The sequence below is a fragment of the Polynucleobacter sp. Latsch14-2 genome, assembly GCF_018881925.1.
GTDB lineage: Bacteria > Pseudomonadota > Gammaproteobacteria > Burkholderiales > Burkholderiaceae > Polynucleobacter.
The window spans coordinates 1-261 of sequence record NZ_JACVPL010000045.1; the positions used below are offsets into that span (position 1 = coordinate 1).

Sequence of the window (261 nt, forward strand, 5' to 3'; positions counted from 1 at the left end):
TTTTGAGACGGCGCTTCTGCCAATCCCTTGAGAATTGCAAGCTCATTCTTATTTAGATCTATAGCGTGCTTGCCAACCAAAGTGCTTGTCGGCAAATGAAGATGCGCTTGATACGTCATTTTTTGAGTAGAAAATCTTCTTGCAAGACTACCGATTGCAGCCAATAACTCAGCACTAGAAAAAGGTTTGGTTAAATAAATATCAGCGCCAGATTCATATCCAGCGACCCTGGCTTCAGCACTATTTCTAGCTGTAGCCATA

At 42.1% G+C, this 261-nt stretch carries 1 protein-coding gene; it reads right to left on the reverse strand.

The genetic code is table 11. The features are described from left to right. Nucleotides 1-261 (reverse strand): response regulator transcription factor (locus tag ICN46_RS12210; RefSeq protein ID WP_370625551.1); only part of this gene is annotated, 261 nt, incomplete at both ends.